Below are 18,223 nucleotides of genomic sequence, written 5' to 3'. Positions count from 1 at the left end.
GTGTTCCTGATTATTTCGGTCGTTGAAAACTGAATACTTTATCTAATGTGGCATATTCACCACCGCCCAAACGGGACAGTGGATTAAGTTTACGTGCATCGACCTTCAGCCCTTCGCCATGTTGCTCTGCGATGTAGCTGGCCAGATAGACTTTTTCTACCTTAGCGATCAGCAGAGTTTGCGGCGTCGAGCCGATTTCCTGAATCTCGTACAATGAGCAACCAAAGGCCACCGGACAATTACTGACTCTTGGCAGCGAAAACCCTTCAAACTCTTCCAGTTCAATATCGTTAGCGGTCACTTCGGACTCGCCATGCTCAAGCGTTGCCGCAGTACGGGTAACACTCTTGGCTAATGAGCCATTAGCAATATGAATCACCAACTTACGCGTTTTTTTCACGTTGACCGCAGTATCCTTGATATCTCCATTGGGTTTCTTGCCAATCGAAATCATCAACAGAGGCGGATTACTCGACACCGGAGTAAAGTAAGAAAAAGGCGCCAGATTGAAATTATCTTCATGAGATTCGGTTAATACCCATGCGATGGGACGAGGGACGACAGTCTGTGTCATTAAATGATAAATGTTAGCCGGGTCCCACTGACTTAAATCAATATACATACAATTTATCCGTAAATTGGGTAAACACATTAAGATGAAGTCTTTTAGGCAGTCTAACCGTAATCGTTTACCGATAACAAACGAAACCCACTCGTCAGCCTATTTAAATCACAAAATCGATCAAACATTCACCACCAGGTATGTAAAAGGTTGCTCAGCAACTTAGTAAGTGGTTGATAGAAATATGGTCTACACTAACTAATGACAAACCATCCGATAAAGGAGACGTTATGTTTGCTAATCAACGTTCACAAAAACAACCTACAAAACCTTCTGACCATAAGAAAAGCCATCAGGTTTCCTCTGGGTTTAACGTAACTGTGATGCTCTTCAAGACCGCACTATAGTGTGTCTGTTCATTACCCATACACTCACCGATTTTTAAATTATTACCGTATCAGTCACGCCGGTTCAACTATAGCGACAGCAATGATATAGCGACAGCAATGAGTCACCATCACTCAGACAACCACTCAGATAAAAAGGTACCTTCACCAGCTATGGTTTCATCAGATAAACCTGCTCATTGCGTTATGATTGCCGGAGCCAGCGGACTGGTCGGCTCACATACCCTGGATCAGTTACTACAACATGCGGCGATCGATAAGGTCATCACCCTTACCCGCCATCCTCTCAAGGTTCAGCATGACAAACTGAGCGAAGTGATTTCGCCCCTGCTTGACACCAAAGACTGGGTAAATACGGCAATGACCATACAACTTGGCATCATCGCTTTAGGCACCACCCTTAAACAAGCAGGTTCAAAGTCTGCACTGGAGTCGGTGGACTATACCTTGGTGTGTCAGGTCGCCCAGCGCATGAAAGACGCAGGAGTAACCCGCTTAGCCGTGGTATCGAGTTACGGTGCCAGCCCTAACTCAATGTCGCATTACCTACGTTGCAAAGGGAGAGCTGAACAGACCATCAGCAAAATGGGGTTCGAACAGGTTATCTTTGTTCGCCCCGGTCCATTAGTCGGAAAGCGGGAAGAAATCCGGGCCAGTGAGTTATGGCTGCAGCGTTTTATGACATTTGGCCAATACCTGATGTTAGGTGAGTTAAAAAACTTTATTCCGATCGCAGCGAAAGATGTCGCTGCCGTGATGATCGACGGATTATTGAATTACCAGCACGCACCTGTTACCTGCCTCAATTCACAAGCTATGCGCCAGGTGCTGACCAGGACCAACGACTCGTTATAATCACGTATACCCTTCCTACTTGAAGCTGCAGCGCTGTTGGCTGCAACTCCACGTTGTTTGGATATATACCTTTTCGAACGGCTCATTCTTTCCGGGTGAGGTTTTGTTACTGCCCGCCAATACGCCTGCCAAGCCCCGTAGACACTCACTTTGTTGCCAGTGAATAGAAAATAGACAAATTAACCAGAATTTATCGACAATACCAAAACAAAACACCAACAATATAACTTTTAATTATAAATAATTCGGTTTTTATCTTTTCTATTTGAAATCATCCTCGCTAGAGTGCGCACTGAATCACTGACTCTCTTTTATATCCAATGCAATTCGTCTTAATTGCATCGACGAATTCCAGCCTGGTCTGGCTCGTGGATAAACCCCAATTTAAGGATTTTCGACCATGTCATTTGCCTCTATCGCAGCGATTGCGGTATTTGTCGGCATTCTGTTCTTCCTGTTCGGACAACAGAAAAAGTCACACACCCTGTCTCGTATGGTTTTAATGGGCCTGGTGCTGGGCAGCATTTTTGGCCTTGCGCTGCAACTTATCTTCGGAGAAGGCAGCCCTGTCATCAGCGATACTCTGTCATGGGTTGCTATCGTTGGTAATGGCTACGTTGGCCTGCTTAAGATGGTGATCATGCCGCTGGTGCTGGTTTCGATGATTTCAGCCGTGGTTAAGCTGGATAAGAACGGCTCGCTGGGTAAAATCTCCGGTCTGACGATTTTTGTTCTGCTGATCACAACAGCGATCTCCGCACTGATCGGTATCTTCGTTGCCCAGGCTTTTGGCCTGACTGCTGCCGGCCTGACTGAAGGTGCGCGCGAAACAGCGCGTATCGCCGTGCTGGAAAGCCGCGCTTCTACTGTGGCTGATTTAACTATTCCGCAGATGCTGTTGAGCTTTATTCCGACCAACCCGTTTGCCGATCTGACTGGCGCCCGCTCAACGTCTATCATTGCCGTGGTAATTTTTGGTGTGCTGGTCGGCATTGCAGCCCGTAAAGTCATCATCGAAAAAGAACAGCTGGAAACACCTATCCGAACTTTCGTTGAAGCAATTCAATCGATTGTGATGCGTCTGGTTAAAATGATCATGGCGCTGACGCCTTACGGCATTGCCGCTCTGATGGCGAAAGTGGTAGCAACGTCAAGTGCGGGCGACATCCTCAACCTGCTGGGCTTTATCGTCGCCTCTTACATTGCTATCGCGCTGATGTTTGTGGTGCACGGTATTCTGGTTTCATTTGTTGGTGTCAATCCGAAAACCTATTTCCGTAATATCTGGCCTGTGCTGACGTTTGCTTTTACATCACGCAGCTCTGCCGCCACCATTCCGCTTAACGTCGAAGCGCAGATCACCAAATTGAATGTGTCTCCGGCGATTGCCAACCTGTCGGCATCGTTTGGCGCGACGATTGGTCAGAAACGGCTGTGCAGGTATCTACCCAGCGATGCTGGCTGTGATGGTCGCTCCGACTATGGGCATCAACCCGCTTGATATTCAGTTCATTTTGTCACTGGTTGCGATTATCACCATCAGTTCATTTGGTATCGCCGGTGTCGGCGGTGGCGCAACCTTCGCAGCACTGATTGTACTGCCTGCGATGGGCTTGCCGGTCACTATCGCTGCTCTGCTGATTTCAATTGAACCTTTGATTGATATGGCCCGTACTGCGCTTAACGTTTCTGGCGCCATGACAGCAGGTACCATTACCAGCCGCGTGCTAAACCAAACCGCGGACAAACAGCCTCAAAGCGAACAGGCGATTGCCTAATCGTCCAGAAATAAAGTAAAAGCCGACGCTTAGCCGTCGGCTTTTTATTCGGTGCACAACAGCAACTCTACCCTTATTTAATCTGGGCTCCTTTTACAATTCCAGCACTCTGTCCGGTATCCCTTTACCTGAGCATCATGTCGCGGCCGCATTCTCGTTCATTTTTTCCGGCGTATCGCTCGCCTTAGTGGCAGCCGCACCGCTGGGCAGCTATCTGGGAGATAAGCTTGGCTGGCGCACAGTCTTTATTGCGGTGGGGATCATTTCGGTACTGATTATACTGCTGCAGTGGCTCACCGAGCCTTCAGCTCAGCTGACTCTGGCTACCTATACACAGCAAGAATAAAAATGGCTGCCAGTAGGAATAAAGATGGCTAACCGCAGGCAAAAAAAAGGAAGCCTTTCGGCTTCCTTCAAACTGTTTGAATCTGAGTGCAATGCACCCTTTCATCATGTCTGATTATTCAGCGCTCAGAGACGCCATATCGATAACGAAACGGTGAGCAAGGTCACCTTGTGCCAGACGTTCAAATGCAGTGTTGATTTGATCGATGTTGATCATTTCACACTCTGGGTACACGTCGTGCTTAGCACAGAAATCCAGAACTTCCTGAGTTTCTTTGATACCACCGATTAATGAACCTGCAACGCGGCGACGGCCCATAACCAGAGGTACAGTCAGTGGCTCATCCATCAGACCAATCTGGCCAACGATAACCAGAGTACCATCGACATCCAGCAGCGGAGTGTAGATGTTCAGGTCATGTTTCACTGGCGCAGTATCAACAATCAGATCAAATGACGATGCAGAGGCTTGCATCTCTTCAGCGTCTGTCGATGCCAGAATTTTCTTCGCACCAATAGCAACAGCTTCTGCTTCTTTCTTCTTGGTACGGCTGATTACAGTAACTTCAGCGCCCATTGCCACTGCCAGTTTAACTGCCATGTGACCCAGACCGCCCAGACCGATTACCGCAACGCGAGAGCCTTCACCAACATTCCAGGTGCGCAGTGGAGAAAACGTAGTGATACCTGCACACAGAATTGGTGCAGTTTTTGACATATCCATGTTTTCTGGTACTGAAAGAACAAACTCTTCACGTACGACGATGTGCTTAGAGTAGCCACCTTGAGTGATGTCACCAGTTTGACGATCCGGCGCACCGTAAGTTGGTGTCATACCGTTACGGCAGTACTGCTCTTCACCATGTGAACACTGGTCACATTCCATGCAGCTATCAACCATACAGCCAACTGCAACACGATCACCAACGTTATACTTAGTGACGTCAGAACCAATAGAAGTAACCACACCTACGATTTCGTGACCTGGTACCAGCGGGTAAGGCTGTGGACCCCAGTCGCCATTCACAGTGTGCAGATCTGAGTGACACACACCACTGTATAAGATTTCAATCGCAACGTCATTTGAGCGAAGCTCACGACGCTCAAAGTGATAAGGTACTAGCGCTGAATCAGCGGAGTGAGCCGCATATCCTAAAGTTTTCATTGATTTCCAACCTCTCGTTGTATCTATGAGTTTCTCGTAATATGCCCGAAGACATAAAGCCATTATCTAATGATAGATACTCAGTGGGCATACCCAATTTTATTTTTCTTTTGCCCATTCCTACAAAATTGCCGATAAACGCTCAGTTGTCGCTCAGAAATCTGGCCCCTAGCATTACCCCAACCGCAACATGAATTTTACGACGACGAAAAAATCCGGCCTGGCTGGCCGGATTAAAGATTCAAGCAATGTGCTGAGTATGGCGCTCAGGCATCAGAATTTAAAGCGTTTCACCAACTGATTCAGGTGTTCGGCCAGTTTGGCCAGTTCAGTACTCGAGGCTGAGGTCTGGTCGGCCCCGGCAGACGCCTGAATCGACAAATCGCGGATGTACACCAAGTTCTGGTCCACCTCTCTCGCCACCGTAGACTGCTCTTCCGCTGCACTGGCGATCGTCGCATTCTGATCATTGATGCTGGAAATCAGTGCTGATATCTCTTCGAATGCCGCACCGGCAGCATTGGCAATATCCAGAGTTAAACTCGCCATCTCATTACTGTTATGCATATTCTGCACCGCTTTGTCGGTTTCCGCGCCCACTTCTGCAATCATCACCTCGATATCCTTAGTGGACGTTTGGGTACGATGCGCCAGAGCGCGCACTTCATCGGCCACAACCGCAAATCCACGGCCATTTTCCCCGGCGCGCGCCGCTTCAATCGCCGCGTTCAGTGCCAGCAGATTGGTCTGGTCAGCAATATTGCGGATAACATCCAGCACCGAGCTGATTTGTCGGATACTGTCAGCCAGAGCGATAACGCTCTGCTCTGACAGCTGAATTTCATTTTTCAATGTGTCGACTGTACTAATGGTCTCTACGATCTTCACTTTACCCTGCTGGGTTTTACTGTCCACCACTTCAGCATTATCACTGGTCGAGTTGGCCGAACGAGCCACTTCATCAATGGCACTGGTCAGTTCGCTCACCGCCGTTGCCGCCAGATTAACCTGATCACTTTGCTGTTCGATGGTCGAAGACGACTGCTTAGTCACAGCGCTGAGCTCTTCAGAAGTGGTTGCAAGCTGTTGTGACGAGTCTGAAATCAGTGACATCGCTTCTTTGAGCTGGTTTTGCATGTCGGCTAAGGCACGCAGCATATCTGCTGCTTCATCGCGATGATCATCAGAGAAACGCTGGGTTAAATCGCCGGTTGCGATAGTTTGAGCAATCGCAACAGCATGACGCAGAGGTGTCACCAGACTACGAGTATAGAAGAAAGCAAGCAGCCCCATCACCACCAAGGAGCTGACAATACCGCCAATTACCCAGGCCTTTGATTGCTGATAATTTTCTGTCGCCGCGTTGTTGTCTTCTTCGGCACGCTGGTGCTGGTATCGGGCATATTCATCAAGCACTTTTCTTAACTCGACTGCAATAGGCATCACAGTTTGCTCACGGTATGCGATCGCCGCTACCATATTGCCAGGCTCACTCAGCTTGATCAGTGCCGGGAGCGAAGACATCAAATCGTCGTTTAGCTTCTTAACCTGATGATATAAACGCTGGGAGTCCGCAGATTGTGAAAAACCTAGCATTCTTCTCTCAGAGGCATCGTAACGTTTGGAAATAGCATCAATAGATTCGACTAAATCACTAATTTCTTTTTGGTTTTGCGCATCAGACAATTGATTTAGCCGCACCTGAATCAACAAAGTGTCTCGCCTCAGGTCATCCACCGCCATGATTGCGGGCATACGATGTAAGGTCAGTACATCGGTGGTGTCGTTGAGCTTCGACAACTGCAACAAAGAAAAAATACCTAAAACTAGAGTAATTACCCCCAGCACCCCAAACGCCAACGAAGTTCTGGCTGCTATTCTTAAACGACGACTCATTGATTTCCTATTTATTTACGTCAAAGTGGCTCTAGCACTAATATCCCTTTTATTGCTTATGGCAGCTTTATAATTTACAGGAATATATCGTACCCAGTTTTGAAAGTGCGCCATCCTGAACACCTTGACCATTAATATCAATACCCATAAGCGACAGTGATATAACCAAAAGCAATATATATAACTAAGTGGTTTGATTTTTAAGATTTTTGCACGAATGGAGCAAAGGACAGACCAGATTTAAATGATTAATTAGCTATCAACCCTACGAAACCCGGTACTGCCATTGTAACCCCAGCTGTACTGAAATATCATGTGGCCTAACAGCAAGAAACATCCATCGACTGAATAGGCTTGGCTTGAAAAACGAACAGCAACCACATCGCCCCGACCACGAGAATCAACCGACATTCTTCTTTTTCGACTACGAAACCTGGGGCACCAGTCCCGCGAAAGACAGACCAAGCCAGTTTGCTGGCGTACGTACCGACAAAGATTTCAATATCATTGGTGAACCACTGGTGATTTACTGTCAGTTACCCAGCGATTACCTGCCAGGTCCGGAAGCGGCGCTGATCACGGGCATCACGCCACAGAAAGCGATGGCACAAGGCCTGCCGGAGCCTGAATTTATCGCGCGTATCCATCAGGAACTGTCAACCCCAAACACGACCAGCCTGGGTTATAACAGCATTCGTTTCGATGATGAGGTGACTCGTTACACCTGCTACCGCAACTTCTTTGACCCTTATGCCTGGAGCTGGCAAAACGGCAATTCACGCTGGGATCTGCTGGATGTGATGCGTGCCTGTCATGCTCTGCGTCCTCAGGGCATTGAATGGCCGGAGAATGAAGACGGTTTCACCAGCTTTAAGCTTGAGCATTTATCCAAGGCCAACGGCATCGAACATGAGAATGCCCACGATGCAATGGCAGACGTAATCGCCACTATCGAGCTGGCTAAGAAAGTGAAAGCCGCCCAACCCAAACTGTTTGATTATTTCTACTCAATGCGCACCAAGCGCAAGCTTAATGAACTGATCGACATCGTTAATATGACGCCGCTGATGCATGTTTCCGGCATGCTGGGGCGTGAGTGCCAGTACACCAGTTGGGTGGTCCCCGTGGCCTGGCATCCGACCAACCAGAACGCCGCCATCGTGGTTGATTTGGCCAAAGATCCGCAGCCATTGCTCGACTTAGACGCCGATGCTCTGCACGCCCGTATGTATACGAGGCACGATGAACTGGGCCCGGATGAACTACCGGTACCGGTCAAATTGATCCACCTAAATAAATGTCCGATTCTGGCGCCGGCTAAAACCCTGACGGCAGAAAATGCCGAGCAGATCGGGATTGACCGTCAGCAGTGTCTGGCCAATCTGGCACTGATTCGTCAACATCCGGAAATCCGGGAAAAACTGATTGGTCTGTTTAATATTGAGCGCGAATTCGATAACAGTGGCGATGTGGATACCCAGCTTTACAGTGGTTTCTTCTCCCCCACCGACAAAGCGTCAATGGATATCATCCGCTCGACCAACCCTGAGTTTCTGGGAGAGCTGGGCATCACATTCAGTGACCCGAGAATTGAACCATTGCTGTTCCGTTATCGTGCCCGTCACTATCCATGGACGCTGAACGAAAACGAACAGCGTCGCTGGAACGCACATTGCCGGGAGTACTTTGAAACTCATCTGCCCGACTACATGCTGAACCTGGAAAACTTAGTTCACGAACATGAGAGTGACAGCAAAAAAATAGCAATATTAAAATCTGTCTATCAATATGTAGAAAAACTGGCCAGTTAAACCTGGTTGCGCTCGACTTGTATCTAAGGTTATCTCTGAGGGGCCAAGGCCCCTGCTTTATTTGGAGTTAACGGGCAGCCCTTTAATTGTTCCACACATAATTGCTTCACCAACTTTTTAGTTGATTCACACAACGTTTATTTGATTCACTCTCTTTTTAATTGACTCATCATGTCAGAAATGGATAACGGCTGATATTCATGGCAAAAACCATCGCACAATATATTGTTTCATTCTTACTGATTTTTCTCTGTCTGCTGGCAGGAACCAATCTGCAAAGCTGGCTGGAAGTCTCTATTCCGGGCAGCATTATCGGCATGCTGATTTTATTCGGCCTGCTGGCCAGCGGCCTGGTACCGGTCGCCTGGGTTAAACCGGGAGCCAACGTCTTTATTCGCTATATGGTGCTGTTGTTTGTACCGGTCAGCGTCGGCTTAATGGTTCACCTTGATATGCTGGCCGCCAATATCTGGATCATTCTTGCCAGCGCCATCGGCGGCACCACGCTGGTGATTGTCACACTAGGGTTTATCCTCGATCGTCTACTAAAAAGAGGCAATAAATCATGTGGTTAATTGTTACTGTACTGGTTTTTTTCTTTGCCCGTTGGGTCGCCAAAAAGGCACGTTCCCCTTTTGTGAATCCGTTGTTGGTCTGTATCGCGATACTGATCCCGCTCTTATTGGCTTTAAAAGTCCCCTTTGAGACCTATTATGCCGACAACCGCTGGATCAGCTATCTGCTGCAACCTGCGGTTGTCGCACTGGCCTTTCCATTGTATGAACAGTTACCACAAATACGCGCAAACTGGCGCATCATTATGCTTGCCTGCGGCGTCGGCAGCGTGATGTCGATGCTCAGTGCCAGCCTGATTGCGGTTTCTATGCACGCGGACATCACTTTAATTGCGGCCTTAATGGCCAAATCGGTCACAACCCCGATCGCGATGGAAGTGGCCAGCAATCTCGGTGGTGAACCGGCAGTTGCCGCGATCATGGTCCTGCTGGTCGGCTTGTTCGGAGCCATCATGGCTTATCCGATTTACAATCTGCTCAATATTTCCCATCCTATCGCCAAAGGCCTGACCATGGGGACGGTTTCGCATGCGCTCGGGACTGCGACCTGTGCAGAGAAAGATCCCCGTGATGCCGCATTCAGTTCTTTGGCACTGGTGGTCTGCGGTGTCATCACCTCAATTCTGGCACCGACCGTTTTTAGCCTGGCTCTCTGGCTATCCAGTCTCTGACGCTATTCTCTGGTAAACATTCCTGCTCTCTTACCTGTCCGGCTTTCTCTCGCAGAAGCCGGGCTGCGCGGTTATGCCTCGCTGCAATCGATACCATGTGTGACATCACTCTAATAATGAAACATTAAAATACGTTACATTTAATTAAGTGACGCAAATCACATCCATTTGGTGCCAGTTGCCTAAAATACACTTCAATACACCAATAAGGATTGAGTATGAGAAGCCGTATTGAACAGGCGCTGGCAGGCATGCCACAACCCGTCAGAGAATATCTGGCTCCGATAGTGCTGGCTGATGACTTTGACGCGACTTTGTCTTCCGATCAATTTAACCAGTTACGGGCCATCGCAGAAATGAGCGATGCCGAACTGCGTGTCGCCTTGCTGCCCATGGCAGCAGCATATGCTTACGTGCCGATTTCGGAATTTTATGTCGGTGCGATCGTGCGCGGTCTGTCCGGTCGCCTCTATTTTGGCGGTAACATGGAGTTTTCAGGAGCGCAACTGAACCAGACCATTCACGCGGAGCAAGCGGCCATCAGCCATGCCTGGATGAAAGGCGAAGAAGGACTGGCAGACGTTACGGTCAACTACAGTCCCTGCGGCCACTGTCGTCAGTTTATGAATGAGCTCAACACGTCGCAAACGCTGACGATTCAGTTACCGGAGCGCGAAGAAAAGTCACTGCAATACTATCTGCCTGAATCGTTCGGCCCGTCAGATCTTGGCATCGAATCCGCACTGATGGCGAAGGTTGACCATGGTAAAACCAGCGATGAAGACGATGCGTTACTGCAACACGCTCTCAGTGCGCTGAATCGCAGCCATTCACCTTACACCAACAATCTGAGCGGCGTAGCCCTGCAAACTCAGAACGGGCAGGTTTATCTGGGTTCATACGCAGAGAATGCAGCATTCAACCCCAGCCTGCCACCACTCCAGGTTGCTCTGATTCAGGTTCGCATGGCCGGCGAAGAGTTTGAGCAGATCCAGGCCGCTGCCCTGGTTGAAATGAACTCAGGTCGCATCAGTCATCTGGCTGCAACCCAGTCAACGCTGGAAGTCATCCATCCTGATATCCCGATGACCTATCTGTCACTGGACTGAAGCCATCATTCGTCTCCTTTGTATAAACACATTTCAGGACGACATCACAGCCAGAAAAAGCCAGACTTGATGTCTGGCTTTTTCTGTTTTACCTGGTTTACGGTTAACCTTTCACATCGCTCTCGGCGACTTTAGGCCCAGCTACTTTGGGCCAAACGTCTGCAGGGCCTGCTCTGCATCCATTGGCTTGTAAAAGTAATAACCCTGGATTTCATCGACATTCCAGACATTGAGTTTTCTCAACTGAGCGCCGTTTTCCACGCCTTCTGCCACTGTCGTTAACCCCAGTTCTTGTGACATATGGATGATATTACGGATCAGCGACTTGGCTTTCTCATTGGTCTCAAGACGGTCAATATAGGACTTATCCAGTTTCACGATATCGAGCGGGAAATTACATAATGAACTAAACGATGAATAACCGGTACCAAAGTCATCCAGCGCTAACTGGACTCCGTGCGCTTTGACCGCTTCCATCCGTTGCTGGGTTTCTTCTTCCACACCAAGCAGGATACTTTCCGTCAGTTCAAGTACCAGCTGCCCGGGCGCTAACTGGTACTGCGCCATCATACGCTGCAGCGTCTCTACCAAGCTGTTGTGGTGGAAGTGCGGGCTGGAAATGTTAACGTGGATACTCAGCCGGCGCAGCTCATCACTGCTGCTTTGTAAAGTGTGTAAAAACTGACACGCCTGCTCAAGAATCTGCTCACCCAGCTCAACAATCAGTTTGCGCTCCTCTGCCAGCGGAATGAATACCGCCGGCGAGACCATCCCCAACTGAGGATGAATCCAGCGAGCCAGAGCTTCAAACCCCACAACCTGGCCGGTATCTGCTTTAACTATCGGCTGATAATGAGCAATGAACTCACGATTTTTCAAAGCGGCGACGATATCTCGATTCAGAACCAAAGATTCCTGTGTTTGTTCAAACAATTGCGGAGTGACCACAATCAACGGCGAGATCCCCATCGTATCCTGGTGTGTGACCGCAAAATGACCACAATGCGCCATATTCTCGACACTTTCAAACTCGATGGATGAAGGCAGCAGTGCTCCTTTCAGACCAAGATCCAATTCAGTGTCATGCAAGGTAATTTTCTGGCGATAGAGCGCAAGAATATGATTCGACATCCGTTCTAGACGTTTCTGCGAGCCGGTATAGCAAACGGTGAACTCCTGTTCACTAATACGGCCAACGTCATCTTTGATAAAGTAGCGCTTCAAGGTATCGGCAAAATGACGCACACAAGCGTCATAGATGTCGTGCCCGTAGACTTCATCGATCTCTTTCAAACGAGAAGCATTGAAATAAACAATCGAAAACTCCTGCCCTTGCTCCTGTTTACGTAACTGGCGACGTATTGCATGCAGCAAGGTCGGCCGGTTGAGCAAACCGGATATCGGATCGTATTGGGTCAGAGTCTGAATCAGTTCGGCCTGCTGCTTCTGCTCACTGATGTCCTGCACCGCGATCATCACCGACTTCTGAGCTTTATCCTGCAGCACCGTCGCTTCGACAAAACAGGCAATTTCACTGTCATCGCTGCGACGCATAAAGGTCTCGAACTTATTTTGACCACGCTCAAGCTGCTGATAGAACTGCTCTACCGCACAGTTTCTGATTGCTATCACCGCAAATGAAATCCAGTGTGTTACCTATCAACTCTTCACGCTGGTAACCGAGCAGTTCTAAAGTAGCCGGGTTCACATCCACCATGACTTGATCGTTAATCAGGATCATCCCCATCGACTGTCCGTGATACAGAGCATCAAATTTACGCAGTGTATCTTTCAGCTGATCATGAGCTTGGCTCGATGTGTATGCCAGAGACTGGACCAGCTCAGTAATACGTTCGAACTCGTCTTTTTGGCTGTCAGAGCCGACGGGGGACGCACCGAGCAGATTTTGGATATCCTGCTCAAAGTGTATGAAACGTTTGCTGATTTTATCCTTAAACAACCAGTAAAACAGCAAAGAGATAACACACATCACCACCAGCATACTGATGATCAAGAATAAAAAGACATCATTGCCTTTCTGGTAGTAAACCCGCTCTTCGGACGTTTTCAGTACCGCCACTTCATTGCCAACGCTGTCGTAGAGAGGCATAAAATGCACCAGACGTCCGTCAACCCGGTACACAGGATCAGTGTCATCATTCAGGTCAATTTTATGATGGACATCTGCCATACCCTGATAACTGGTGATCAGATGATTATCCGCCATCAGAATATCCTGATAGTTAGCCGGGAAGCGCTGGGTTAAGTGCTGCCCCCAAATCATCCAGCCAACGGTTTCAGATTCACCACTGCTGTCACGCACCGGAGACAGACTGACAATCCAGACTTGCCTGCCAATTTTCAGCAGCCCTGATGTACTGACTTTATCCCCGTCTAGTTTATGCTGCATCGAGTCCAGGTAACCATCAATGCTTTGACTGCTGAGGATCAGTTGAGTTAAAAATAGCCCGTCCGAGCCTCGGACCTTCACTGCCAAGACGTTACGGTCCGGTTGCAGCACCGCCATCAAATCGAGTCCGAGTGCATCAAGAGTTTCAATCGAGAAGTTACGTTCAACGTAGTCCGGATCATCGCCGGTCAGCAAATGGTAAGTTTCGTCCCAGAAACGCCCAATCATAAGAAGCATCCTCCTGCCGGGTAGCCAAATCCTCAATCACCGCTTTGGCTTGCATACTGGCACGCCGAATTTCGATATCTTCCAGTTGATTAATGCTGAACAGAAAGAAATAGCGTGTTACAAACAAGCAACTGAAAATCACTGCCATTAAAGCGACAGTGAAAATTAAAGCGGTTTTTGTATGTAGTCGAACGTTTCGAAAACTGACCATCAAATAATCACGAAATAGACTTATTAGTTATAGAAAAAATTGTAATGGCAAATACCCACAATAAAAATAAATCATCCATTTTTTTTTATCACTATATGACCAAAAACAACAAAATAGCGCATCAGGATTTCATTTCACTTGGGATATGGTATAGCTCAACACCCCAAAATAACGTATTGGTTCATCGTTCCAGTTGCGGCAACAAAACCGGTGCTTGAATACTCTGCTCCGATTAAAGAGAAATAATTCGCGATGTGCACCATACCAATACTGCAAGTTTCGCTTTGGCAACATTCAGGATTGTTATCCAGCACGACGACCTGAACCTAAAAGCCTGATAGTTTTAGATATCGTCATCACACATGACGCTCTTGTCAGCACTGAAGAAAAGGATTTCTATGTTTGCGCAGGTTGTCAGTATTCTCTTTCCGGTTATGGCCCTGGTTGCGGTCGGTTTTGCCATCGGCCATTGGCTCAAACCCGACTTTCGTCCCATCAACCGCATTAACATGGATGCCTGTCTGCCGGCCCTGGTGTTTCTCATCGCTCTCGACCATGCCGCTCAGTGACGGACAGTTGCCTTTAATTTATGCTTCTCTTATTGCGGTGCTGGTACCGGGTCTGCTGATGGTGCCGATTTGCCGTCTGGGTGGTTGGAATTTTAAAGCCTGGGCGCCGCTGCATATGTTTCGTAATAGCGGAAACCTGGCTATTCCACTCTTTACTTATACCTTCGGTGATGCCGCGCTCTCTTCGGCGGTGCTGCTGTTTGTGGTTTCCGCGTGCCTGCACATCAGTCTCGGGCTAGCTCTGCTCAGCAAAGGCGGTTCGCTGCGCCAAATCCTGACCGCACCGGTCTTCATTGCCGCAGCCACCGCGATGGCTTTGAATCTTACTGGCAGTCAGGTGTGGTCACCGCTGTATGAAGCAACTGCACTGCTTGGCCAGGCTGCGGTGCCCGTGATGCTGCTGTCGCTGGGCTCGCAAATGACGAATCTGCGCTTGTCCGGATTAAAAGTCGGCGTCATTGCAACCCTGCAGTCACTGGTTACCGGCACGATTGCGTTTGCCTGTATCTACTATCTGATCCCCTTACCTCAAATGCAGTTGCAGATGATGGTGCTCTTCACCATGTTGCCTCCCGCCGTAATGAACTATCTCTTTGCCGAGCGTTTTCATATAGAACCTGAACACGTTGCCTCTATGGTGTTATTTGGTAATTTTTTCTGTGTACTTACTCTGCCACTGTTATTAATTTTCGCGTTTTCTCTGGCGAGTTAAAAATAATCACTCTCACTCCCATTATCGATTAGTAATAATTATGTAAATAAATGTCAAATCAGGTAAAACAGGTTAAAAGCGATACCGGATATTGATGGCCAGGATTAGGATTTATATACCATCTATTTGAGGGTTCGAATTCAATGAAAGTCATCGCGGTTATCATCACTCTGCTCTGGTTACCCTTTGTGGTGTTCAGTTGGCAGCCGGAGTCAGATTTTTACTTTTGGCGACATCAGCTGACTCTGCTCACCGGAGCATTGGGGTTTGCTTATATGAGTGTTGCCATGCTGTTGGCCATGCGTTTCCAACGCGTTGAAGAGTATGTCCGTGGACTGGATAAAGGTTACGCTATTCACAAGCAAATGGGGATCGGTGCATTAGTAACATTGGTTCTGCACTGGCTGATTATTGAATCCGCTAAATGGCTGATAGCGCTGGATATGCTGGCCAGACCGGAAAGACGGGCTCGCATTGGTCAAATGTCAGAAAGTATCAACTGGACACAGTGGGCGAAAGTCGTCGGTGAATACAGTTTTTACGCGTTTGTCTTGTTTATCGCCATCAGCTTAATCCAGGCGATCAGCTATCGTCGTTTCCATTTTATTCATAAAGTGGCGGGCGCACTTTTTCTGGCCGGTGCATTTCACTCTGTCATTTTGCTTGAATATGAGTGGAGCGCGGCAGCGATGAACGCCGTCATGCTGGTTTGTGCCCTGTTTGGCAGTGTATTCGCCCTGATTTCGCTTGGCAGTAAAATCGGCCGTCGTCGTACCGTCAACGGTAAGGTAATCTCGCTCATCCCTGTTCGTGACGACAGCAGTAATTATCGCGTACTTCACCTTTCGATTCAGTTAGATTCTGCCCTCGATTATCATCCGGGACAGTTCGCGTATCTCAATTTTAAAGATGGCGAGCCGCCTCATCCATTTTCGGTACTCGCTTATGATGCATCTGAACAGATCGTTCAGTTCGCGATCAAAGACTTAGGCGACTATACCCATCAACTGTTTGAGCAAATGTCAGTAAATCAAACGGTCAGAGTCGAGGGAGGCTACGGACGCTTTCAGATCCCCGCGCATGAGCAGCAAGTCTGGATTGGTGCGGGTATCGGCATTGTCCCGTTCCTCGCCTGGTTACAGGCACTGCGGATAACACCTTCGTCATCAGCACGTCACATCGAACTGTTTTACTGCCGTGAAAATGAAAATCAGCGCTACTTTGTCCAATTGCTGGATAAATTGGTACAAGGTTTACCAAACGTAACCCTGTATGTTTACACGGCGAGTCAGAATCAATACCTGTGCGCAGAGAGAGTGGCCCGGCAACTCGACCTGTCCCGCTCCAGTGTCAGCTTCTGTGGTCCGGTCGGATTTGGTCACAGTCTCAAAAACCAACTGGTAAACATGGGATTAGATAAGCATTGTTTCTATTCTGAGCGTTTCGCCATGCGATAAGATTGCAGCATATTACCCTTACGCAAACGTTTGCTTTTTTATTTGGATCCAGTATCATTGCGCTGTTTTCGCTAAAGTCATAAGCATTTTTATAAGGATTCTTTCTGTATGTTCGGGACTGCAACTCGAGAAAGCGCAACGCGCGTACTGTTACTGGGCTCTGGTGAGCTGGGCAAAGAAGTGGCGATTGAATGTCAGCGTTTGGGGCTGGAAGTGATCGCCTGCGACCGCTACGCTAACGCACCGGCTATGCAAATCGCTCACCGCAGTCATGTGTTTGACATGCTGGATGCTGAGGCACTGCAGAAAGTAATCGAACTGGAGCAGCCTCACTATGTAGTTCCGGAAATCGAAGCCATTGCGACCAGTAAACTGGTAGAGCTTGAAGCTCAGGGCCTGAACGTCGTGCCGACCGCAAATGCCACTCGCCTGACCATGAACCGTGAAGGTATCCGTCGCCTGGCTTCTGAAGAACTGGCGCTGCCAACCTCTCCTTACCGCTTCGCTGACAGTTATGAAGACTTTGTTGCTGCCGTTGAATTCGTGGGTATTCCATGTGTGTGTAAACCGGTTATGAGCTCATCAGGCAAAGGCCAGAGTGTGATCAAAACTGCACAAGATATCGATAAAGCGTGGCAATACGCCCAGGAAGGCGGCCGCAGCGGTGCCGGACGTGTCATCGTTGAAGGCTTTATCGACTTCGACTACGAAATCACCCTGCTGACCGTACGCGCAGTGGATGGCGTGCACTTCTGTGCACCAATCGGTCACCGCCAGGAAGATGGCGACTACCGTGAGTCATGGCAACCACAAGTCATGTCTGAAAATGCGCTTAAAGCGGCAGAATACGTCGCAGAGCAGATCGTTAACGCGCTGGGCGGTTACGGCTTGTTTGGTGTTGAACTGTTTGTCAAAGGTGACCAGGTTATCTTTAACGAAGTTTCACCTCGTCCGCATGACACCGGCATGGTGACTCTGATTTCTCAGGATGTCTCCGAGTTTGCCCTGCACGTACGCGCTTTCACCGGCCTGCCAATCGGTCAGATTACCCAATACGGCCCGTCAGCTTCAGCGGCTATTCTGGGTCAGGGTCAGTCTGGCGATATCCGTTTCTCGGGCCTGCAGGATGCGCTCAGCGTTGCTCAGTCTCAGCTGCGTCTGTTTGGTAAACCGGAAATCAACGGCCGCCGCCGCCTTGGTGTCGCACTGTCACGTGGTAAAGACACAACTCAGGCGACTGAACGTGCGATTGAATGTGCTAAACAGGTAAAAATTGAATACTAACAGGGACTGTATCCGTGTTAGCTGAGTAAAAATAACAACGTCACACACCCAAGAGATTCCCAAGGGCTTTGAAAATAGCCCTGAAGGAATTGTTCAGGTTGGCTACAAAAAAATGAGCGCGCCCAAGAGCGCGCTTTTTCATAGCTATTGTTTGTTTACCTGCCAGAATTTACCCGCC

Annotated in this window: 13 protein-coding genes and 2 pseudogenes; 10 read left to right on the top strand and 5 right to left on the bottom strand. The window is 48.6% G+C overall.

What is annotated here, in order from left to right:
* Positions 1-10: 10 nt before the first annotated feature.
* Positions 11-622: a flavin reductase family protein gene (locus tag ABDK09_14060; protein XAW90508.1), complete on the bottom strand. Its 612-nt coding sequence runs from the start codon at positions 620-622 to the stop codon at positions 11-13.
* A 446-nt stretch (positions 623-1,068) separates the two neighbouring features.
* Between ABDK09_14060 and ABDK09_14055 the strand changes: the two genes are divergently transcribed.
* The 3 genes and pseudogenes from ABDK09_14055 (at position 1,069) to ABDK09_14045 (ending at position 3,948) form a co-directional block, all read left to right on the top strand.
* The gene (locus ABDK09_14055) at positions 1,069-1,824 is read left to right on the top strand and encodes an NAD(P)H-binding protein (GenBank protein ID XAW90507.1); all 756 of its coding nucleotides are present in this window, start codon (positions 1,069-1,071) and stop codon (positions 1,822-1,824) included.
* Between the two features lie 400 nt (positions 1,825-2,224).
* Positions 2,225-3,602, top strand: a pseudogene (locus ABDK09_14050) (L-cystine transporter).
* A gap of 46 nt (positions 3,603-3,648) precedes the next feature.
* Positions 3,649-3,948, top strand: a complete 300-nt coding sequence (locus ABDK09_14045) for an MFS transporter (protein XAW90743.1) — start codon at positions 3,649-3,651, stop codon at positions 3,946-3,948.
* 114 nt (positions 3,949-4,062) lie between these two features.
* Here ABDK09_14045 and ABDK09_14040 read toward each other — a convergent pair whose 3' ends face one another.
* Positions 4,063-5,112, bottom strand: a complete 1,050-nt coding sequence (locus tag ABDK09_14040) for an NAD(P)-dependent alcohol dehydrogenase (protein XAW90506.1) — start codon at positions 5,110-5,112, stop codon at positions 4,063-4,065.
* 273 nt (positions 5,113-5,385) lie between these two features.
* A complete protein-coding gene (locus ABDK09_14035) occupies positions 5,386-7,008 on the bottom strand; it encodes a methyl-accepting chemotaxis protein (protein XAW90505.1) in 1,623 nt (540 codons plus the stop codon).
* 359 nt (positions 7,009-7,367) lie between these two features.
* On the opposite strand from ABDK09_14035, the gene sbcB reads away from it, so the two are divergent.
* From sbcB to cdd, 4 genes are all read left to right on the top strand, one after another.
* A complete protein-coding gene (sbcB, locus tag ABDK09_14030) occupies positions 7,368-8,819 on the top strand; it encodes an exodeoxyribonuclease I (protein XAW90504.1) in 1,452 nt (483 codons plus the stop codon).
* Positions 8,820-9,019: 200 nt separating this feature from the next.
* A complete protein-coding gene (locus ABDK09_14025) occupies positions 9,020-9,394 on the top strand; it encodes a CidA/LrgA family protein (protein XAW90503.1) in 375 nt (124 codons plus the stop codon).
* The gene (locus ABDK09_14020) at positions 9,385-10,065 is read left to right on the top strand and encodes a CidB/LrgB family autolysis modulator (protein ID XAW90502.1); all 681 of its coding nucleotides are present in this window, start codon (positions 9,385-9,387) and stop codon (positions 10,063-10,065) included. The genes ABDK09_14025 and ABDK09_14020 overlap by 10 nt, the downstream gene beginning before the upstream one ends.
* A gap of 218 nt (positions 10,066-10,283) precedes the next feature.
* The gene (gene cdd / locus ABDK09_14015; GenBank protein XAW90501.1) at positions 10,284-11,174 is read left to right on the top strand and encodes a cytidine deaminase; all 891 of its coding nucleotides are present in this window, start codon (positions 10,284-10,286) and stop codon (positions 11,172-11,174) included.
* A gap of 141 nt (positions 11,175-11,315) precedes the next feature.
* Here cdd and ABDK09_14010 read toward each other — a convergent pair whose 3' ends face one another.
* Both ABDK09_14010 and ABDK09_14005 read right to left on the bottom strand, forming a co-directional pair.
* Positions 11,316-12,806 (bottom strand): GGDEF domain-containing phosphodiesterase, encoded by a 1,491-nt coding sequence (locus tag ABDK09_14010; protein XAW90500.1) that lies wholly within the window; start codon positions 12,804-12,806, stop codon positions 11,316-11,318.
* Positions 12,757-13,812: a CHASE4 domain-containing protein gene (locus ABDK09_14005; protein ID XAW90499.1), complete on the bottom strand. Its 1,056-nt coding sequence runs from the start codon at positions 13,810-13,812 to the stop codon at positions 12,757-12,759. The genes ABDK09_14010 and ABDK09_14005 overlap by 50 nt, the downstream gene beginning before the upstream one ends.
* 609 nt (positions 13,813-14,421) lie before the next feature.
* On the opposite strand from ABDK09_14005, the pseudogene ABDK09_14000 reads away from it, so the two are divergent.
* From ABDK09_14000 to purT, 3 genes and pseudogenes are all read left to right on the top strand, one after another.
* Positions 14,422-15,304: pseudogene (locus tag ABDK09_14000) on the top strand (AEC family transporter).
* Between the two features lie 143 nt (positions 15,305-15,447).
* Positions 15,448-16,761 (top strand): ferric reductase-like transmembrane domain-containing protein, encoded by a 1,314-nt coding sequence (locus ABDK09_13995; protein XAW90498.1) that lies wholly within the window; start codon positions 15,448-15,450, stop codon positions 16,759-16,761.
* A gap of 108 nt (positions 16,762-16,869) precedes the next feature.
* Positions 16,870-18,045: a phosphoribosylglycinamide formyltransferase 2 gene (gene purT / locus ABDK09_13990; protein ID XAW90497.1), complete on the top strand. Its 1,176-nt coding sequence runs from the start codon at positions 16,870-16,872 to the stop codon at positions 18,043-18,045.
* Positions 18,046-18,223: the final 178 nt, after the last annotated feature.

The sequence above is a fragment of the Vibrio sp. CDRSL-10 TSBA genome, assembly GCA_039696685.1.
In the GTDB taxonomy this organism is placed as follows: Bacteria; Pseudomonadota; Gammaproteobacteria; order Enterobacterales; family Vibrionaceae; genus Vibrio.
This window is presented reverse-complemented; position numbering and strand designations above follow the sequence as displayed.